This window comes from uncultured Thiocystis sp., assembly GCF_903866365.1.
Classification (GTDB): Bacteria; Pseudomonadota; Gammaproteobacteria; order Chromatiales; family Chromatiaceae; genus Chromatium.
This window is the reverse complement of the sequence record NZ_CAIPNF010000499.1, coordinates 1-6,117: the sequence shown is the minus strand read 5'-3', so window position 1 is coordinate 6,117 and position 6,117 is coordinate 1. Positions and strand designations below refer to the sequence as shown.

Below are 6,117 nucleotides of genomic sequence, written 5' to 3'. Positions count from 1 at the left end.
TGTCGCCCAGAGAACCATCGCGCTGGCCCGTTGCGACCCACGTTGACAGATCGGGGATTGCGGTGAAGGCGTCAACGTGAACGTCGTTGTCGCCGCGCAGCCCGTGAACACGGCGGCACAATAACAGGCCAGAACGCCGGACCGAAGAAGATGATCACGACACCCGTGTTCCTGCCGTGCGGATGCCCTATTTTGTGGCATGGGAGACAGCCGTCTCGGATGCCAGCACCATGCACAGGCCAAAGGTGACGAGCCCCGTCCCCACGAAGACCCAACCCAAGCCCTCGGCGGACAGAAGCATGAACAGCGCCCCGAACAAGACGAGGGCCAGCGAGAGCGCCAAGACCGGACCGCCACAGCAACGGGGGGAAAAGAACGTCGTCAAACGCATCATCGTCGGCTCCTCTCGGCGGAACGCAATCCGCGCCTATCCAGTGAGCGATACGGGAAATCGCAGGCAGGTGGAGTCGAAAAAATCCACCAAAAGACGACAAACCTAAGTTGATTAAAGCAAGAAAAACGCCAGTTTTTGGCGATCATGGACGCGGGGGGGATTCAGTGCGGATGAGCCGTTTTTACCGATTAGTTTTTGAATATGGTGCCGCCGCTGCGTTTTTCAATCGCGCGCCCCGTCCCGCAAGTCCCCCGTCCCCTCCAGATACGCCAGCAAGTCGCGCCACTGACCGCCCGCCTGGTGCGCCAGTCGAGCGCGCACCGAGGCGGTCTGAGTGCGCCGTGTCGCCGCCGTCGCCCGCGCCTCGTTGAGCGTTTACCCCAGCGTCCACAGCGCCTCCACGTCATCAAATCCCTCGGTGCCCCGCGGTTGCAGCTAGGCGTATCTCTCTGCGGATTTCGTCGACGGCGCGCAGTTCCTCCACCGCCTTCAACGCCGGTTCCCGGCGCTCCTTGGTGCTGGCGTGTTGGCCAACGGGATGGTGATCGGGATCACCGCTTGCAACGAGGCCGGCTCAGGCATGGTGTTGATCGTTTGCACGCTTTTTACTCCTAATCTCGCTGGCCCTGGGCAAGTCCGCTTGTTGCAGTGGTTCGGATCGAATGAAACCTCAACCCAAACCGAGTGTAGAACGACGGACATTCGCTCTCCAGTCCCCACACACCGTTTCACTCAGACAGGATCGCGTCCGGTAGGGCGGGAAAGCGCTGTTTCAGCCGTGCGAAATAGCCTGGCTCACCGAGACATTCGGGATTGTCCGGCTCGCTACAGGGGATTTCGACGACATGCCATCGACCGTGCGTCTTCCGCAGCAGCGCGGAGATATCTTCAAAACGGTCACGTCCATCGGGCGATTGGGGGAGCGCGTGCAGCCAGGCCCAGCCAGAACAGACCTTGAGCGCGCCGACCACAAACACGATCTCGCGGCTGACCGCGTCCTCGCTGTGCTCGCGGAGTGCGTCCAGAATTGCCTTACGCTCGACCGAGCCGGGAGATGGCGTCGCAACGCACTCCACGGCCGGTAACGCCGTCGAACCCAGCAGCAGGACGACAGCGGTCAAGGTTGGAAGAACCCAGTTCTTGACAGAGGGCATCGTTTGGTTCTCCGCGAAAGTCCGCAGGTTGGTCAACGCGCTCTCAGCCAACGGTCGAGCGCGGCCCGATACGCTAGATCGAAGCGCCCGTAGTCATCGGGACCATCCGGCTTTCCGCAACCGCTGTATCCCCCATAGAGGACGCCAATCAGTTCACCGCTCTCCAGAAAAAGCCCCGAGCCACTACTACCTCCCGCCGTCACCCCTTGCGCCCACGTCACCCGTAGAAACTGTTCCTCCATGGCGTCCGGGTCCGCGCCACAGTCCTCGACAGCAAGACAGCTCAGCGACTCACTCAGCACGCCCACGGCAATGCGCTGCGGCTGCCCCTGCGGATGATGCACTCCAGCCACAACCGTACCCATGGCGCCTGCCAGTTCGCGAAGACCACCCCCGCCGGCGGCGCGCGACGCAACCGCAGAAAACTGGTGTCGGTTGGCCTAGCGGTGTACAGCAGGACCGCGCCTCCCGTGACCGCCTGAGCGTCAGCGACCGACCCGCCACAGGCGAGGGAGCGATACAGCCAATAGGTCTCCAAGCTGGAGGCCCGCGCTTGATCGGGAACGCAGTGATGGGCGGTCAAAAAATAGGGGATCTGAGTCGCGGGATCCGCGTCATCGAGCAGCGTGCCCGAGCAGACGCCGCTACCCCCATCGGGACGGGTGTAGAGCAGAATCGCGGTCGCCCGGCTGGGCGGATCCCAGCCGGGATGGCACATCACATCCTCGTGGCAGTCGTTCTCGGCGGCTGGGACCGGGGCACCCCCCGAGACGGGAAGACGGTGAAAATGCGACAGCCAACTCAGGTCGAACCTGACGCCGCCCGGCTGGATGGCGGCTGGCAATTCGACTTCCGTGATGATCGATTCCCCTTCGATCAAGGGCGACCAGTACAGCGCCGCTGATTCGTTCGGGACGCCAGCGCTACGGTTTCGCCGCACACTGGCATTGACCATGGCCCCAGAGATGACCGCCACGCGCCCCGTCGCGGGGGTTATAAACCGCAGAATCGCCGCGTCGGGCAGACTCAAGATCCGCACCCCCAAGCGCACGCCCAGCGCGCCCGGTGACTCCACTCGCCACGCGTTGACCTGCCGTCCGTCCGCAAGCGTCTGCCAGGCTGGTTTGGCGCTGCCGGTGGCCGGAGCGAGGGCCGGATGCGCGGGTATGGACCGACCGAAGCCGATCAGCCTGGGACCGGTTTCAGACGCTTGATCCAGCCGTTGTGCCGCTTCCGCCGCGCGCAATGCGGGCAGTCGGACGGTCAGCGCCGCAGCCAGTGCCGGTAAGATACGGGTGGACGTCGTGGGTGCGACCGCTTCTGGCATCCACGCGCCGCCGATGGTCATCAAGAATGTCGCGTCGGTGTCCGCGACGGCCACGACAGTGAGGAACAGGATGCTCAGGGGACGGATCAAGAAAGCGGAGGACGCTCGGGATAGAGATGGACCGCTAGCCACAGACAGCACGGCTCGCGTGATGTTTTCAAGACGCGGTGTGACGTCCGCGCGGGGATGAATCGGTAGTCGCCTGCCCGGAGCGTGGCTTCTCCTTGAAGTAAGCAGACCCATTCATCCTGCGTTTGATCGTATTGTCCGGAATCAGGGCTATCGCTGCTGACGATCCGTTCAATCTGGAGATTGCGACACCTCAGAAGATCCTCGAAGACCTCGCCCTCTACGACTTGAGGAAGGTCGGCAAACAGGTTACCAGCGATGCGCATAAACCCAACCATCGGATATCAACGTTAGCAGGTCATCGGGCGACCGGGTGTGCGAATGTCTCGTCCATGGGCGTTCAAGCGATCGCCTGAATCCCTTTCTTCTCGATGACGGTCAGGAGTCGAAGCGCTGGCCCACCGGGGCGCTTCACACCGCGCTCCCAGTCTGAGACGAGATTCTTGCTCACGTTGAGGTAACGGGCAAAGACTGGCTGTGAAAGATGCTCACGCTCGCGTAGAGCGCGGATGGCCGCCGGCGAGAGGGGATCGACCGGCGTCAGACAAGTGTCGTCGAACGCGCGCAGGGTCTGCTTGTCGATGGCGCCCACCGCGTGGAGGGCTTCCATGGTTTCATGGATCGCGGCGAGCGCGTCGCTGCGGTACGATTTAGCCATCGTCATCAACCTCCGAAAATTGCCCGTTCTGGATCAGTGCCGCGAGTTGTTCGTCTGTCAGATCCAGGACATGCCGCGCCGCCGCCTTGAAGGTGGCCGCTTCCTCGTCACTGATGCTGGCCTGCTCGCTCTTGGCGAATCCGTAGACGAAGAAGGCGCGATGCGTCTGGCGGTACAAGATTAGGGTCCGATAGCCCCCTGATCGCCCTTGTCCGGGGCGCGCCACACGCTGCTTGATGACTCCGCCACCAAGATCGGCATCGATCAAGCCTTGCTCGGCTCGCTGGATGGCCTCGCGAAGCGCCGCCTCTTGGATCTTCTGCTTGCGCGCGAAGCGATCGAACCAAGCGTTCTTGAAGATCCTCACGCGCCCCGCTACTCCGCACTTTATGTCACACTAGGTATTATACTTAAAAATCGTAGGAGTCACATACGTGTCGGGTTTATTCAGCGTCCAGCACCTTTCTTCTCTTATTGCGCACCGCATCCGGGTCAGCGAACAATCCCCTTGGTCCGCGCCGCCCGCAGCCACTGCGGAAACTCCTGGAGCATCCGATCGTACAACTGTTCCTCGGTCAGTTGATGCAAATCGTCAACGGCAAAGAACCCGCAGTTATCGACCACGCGCCCCTCCAGGGTATCGAGCTTTTCCAGGATGCCGTAGTTGCGCCCACCCAGCCCCATGAACTGCCAGAAGATCGGATACCGAGCGGACTCCACCATCAGCGCCTTGATCTCCCGGTTCTGATGGACGCCGCCATCGCTGACGAAGAGCACATAGGCCGGTGGCGCGTCGGGGTGTTGGCGATAGTGATCGATCACGACCCGCATCACCTTGGGTTCGTCGTTGGCGCCGCCGTACCACGTTTTCCAGCCGCCATTGGCGGTATCAAGATAGCCCTGGATGTTGCGCGTGGTCGCGGGCGGCAACGGCTTCGGCTCCCGGTCGAAGGCCCAGACATCGAGGCTCCCGTCGTCGTCGAAGTGCAGCGCCAGCGGTAACACGCGGTCCAGCAGTTCCTGAACCCGACCGCGCTTGTATTGCTCCCGCATCGAGCCACTGGCATCGAGCACCAACCCGACCCGCGCCACGGTGCTTTGCAGACCCTGTTTGGCCAGGCTGACGGTCGCCTTCTTGGCCAGGCTGAGGAGATGCGGGGCTTCCTGCTCGATGCGCTTTTCCAGTGACAAGCGCGCGGGCGGCGGTGACGCGATCGGCGGGAGAGCCTCCTCCACAGCTTCACCGCCGAAGTGGCGGACCAGCGCATCCAGACCGCCGTTGAACCCCTGCCCGGTCGTCGCGAGCCGCCAGCCATCGCCCTTGCGATAGAGTTCGATCAGCATCAAGGCCCGTTCCTGGTCGAAATCCGTTCCTTGGAATGCGAAGGTGGCCGCTTCCCGGTCACCGTCGAACACCACCACGCGCCCGGTCGACAACTGCCGCATGACACCCGGCCCATCGATGGCCGCGACGAAGACTAGACGGTCGATGGTGGTGGGCAGACGGGCGAGGATCAGGGTGAAGCCAGAGACAAAGCCGGCGAGCGCGATTTGCTCGATACCACGGCAGGGAGTCTGCGGCTGGTTGAAGAACACCAGATAGCGCTCGTCCGAGAGCGTCCCCTGAGCATCCAGGCCAAAGCAGGAGACATCGCACGCGACCCCCTGAAGGTCGACGGCCACCTGAAACGTGGTGGAGCGGATCAGATCCGGAAGCGGGACGCGCTGGCCACGAGTCAGTTCCATGTCAGCCGGCCGCCTTAATGGGCGCGACATTATTCGCCCTGTTGGCAGGCGATGGGTCCGCATCGACTGCTTCGCGTTCCGGCGCCTTGCCTTTCAGTACGCGCTCCACATTCTGCGCGTTGCGGGCCAGATAGAGGGTCAGTTCCTCTAGATCCGCGTCCGGCAGACTTGGCAACACCTGATCGGCGCGTAGCAGCTGCGCCAGGCGCTCCGCGTTCTCCAGTACCCGGTCATAGGCATCGGCGACTTTCTTGTCGGCGGTGCGCAAGCGTTCGTTTCCGTTGCTGTCTTTCACGATGTATTCGATCTCGATCATGGCTGACTCATCTCCTGTTTGCTCACGCCTTTCGACGGAGCCTTGTGTCAAGGATCTTGGGCGACCGGTCCCGAATCCAGATCCAATGCCGGTCAAAGGGCGATTGCCTCTGCGGAAACCCGATTTTTTTCCTCAATTTTTTGCCCCTTGTTCACGCAACCAGTCGTCGCGACTGTAGCGATACCCTGGAAATTCAGCATCCAGCGTGGTTCGTCCCAGCATCAGATGGCGAGCCAGTCGGGCAAGCGAAGCTAATTCGTCTTCATGTCGCACGTCCAACGGGGCGATCAGCGTTCTTGCGGCCCCGCTCCAGCGTCTTGCCAGGACTGCTCGTCAAGCGCATCCGCATAAACCTGACGTGGATGCGGCCACCAGACGATGACCCGTCGCCCG

General features: G+C 62.3%; 9 protein-coding genes. All 9 read right to left on the bottom strand.

Annotated features, from left to right (window positions below; genetic code table 11):
- Positions 1-187: 187 nt before the first annotated feature.
- A complete protein-coding gene (locus QZY07_RS27025) occupies positions 188-394 on the bottom strand; it encodes a hypothetical protein (protein WP_295409575.1) in 207 nt (68 codons plus the stop codon).
- Positions 395-1,122: 728 nt separating this feature from the next.
- Positions 1,123-1,548: a hypothetical protein gene (locus QZY07_RS27020; RefSeq protein ID WP_295409572.1), complete on the bottom strand. Its 426-nt coding sequence runs from the start codon at positions 1,546-1,548 to the stop codon at positions 1,123-1,125.
- 32 nt (positions 1,549-1,580) lie between these two features.
- Complete coding sequence (locus QZY07_RS27015) at positions 1,581-1,856, bottom strand: hypothetical protein (protein ID WP_295409569.1); 276 nt, start codon at positions 1,854-1,856, stop codon at positions 1,581-1,583.
- Positions 1,844-2,965, bottom strand: a complete 1,122-nt coding sequence (locus tag QZY07_RS27010; protein ID WP_295409567.1) for a hypothetical protein — start codon at positions 2,963-2,965, stop codon at positions 1,844-1,846. The genes QZY07_RS27015 and QZY07_RS27010 overlap by 13 nt, the downstream gene beginning before the upstream one ends.
- A complete protein-coding gene (locus QZY07_RS27005; protein ID WP_295409564.1) occupies positions 2,962-3,282 on the bottom strand; it encodes a cupin in 321 nt (106 codons plus the stop codon). The genes QZY07_RS27010 and QZY07_RS27005 overlap by 4 nt, the downstream gene beginning before the upstream one ends.
- 62 nt (positions 3,283-3,344) lie before the next feature.
- Complete coding sequence (locus tag QZY07_RS27000; RefSeq protein ID WP_295409562.1) at positions 3,345-3,662, bottom strand: DNA-binding transcriptional regulator; 318 nt, start codon at positions 3,660-3,662, stop codon at positions 3,345-3,347.
- A complete protein-coding gene (locus QZY07_RS26995) occupies positions 3,655-4,029 on the bottom strand; it encodes a type II toxin-antitoxin system RelE/ParE family toxin (RefSeq protein WP_295409558.1) in 375 nt (124 codons plus the stop codon). The genes QZY07_RS27000 and QZY07_RS26995 overlap by 8 nt, the downstream gene beginning before the upstream one ends.
- 125 nt (positions 4,030-4,154) lie before the next feature.
- Complete coding sequence (locus QZY07_RS26990; RefSeq protein WP_295409555.1) at positions 4,155-5,408, bottom strand: VWA domain-containing protein; 1,254 nt, start codon at positions 5,406-5,408, stop codon at positions 4,155-4,157.
- Between the two features lies 1 nt (position 5,409).
- A complete protein-coding gene (locus tag QZY07_RS26985; protein ID WP_295409553.1) occupies positions 5,410-5,724 on the bottom strand; it encodes a YebG family protein in 315 nt (104 codons plus the stop codon).
- Between the last annotated feature and the right edge of the window lie 393 nt (positions 5,725-6,117).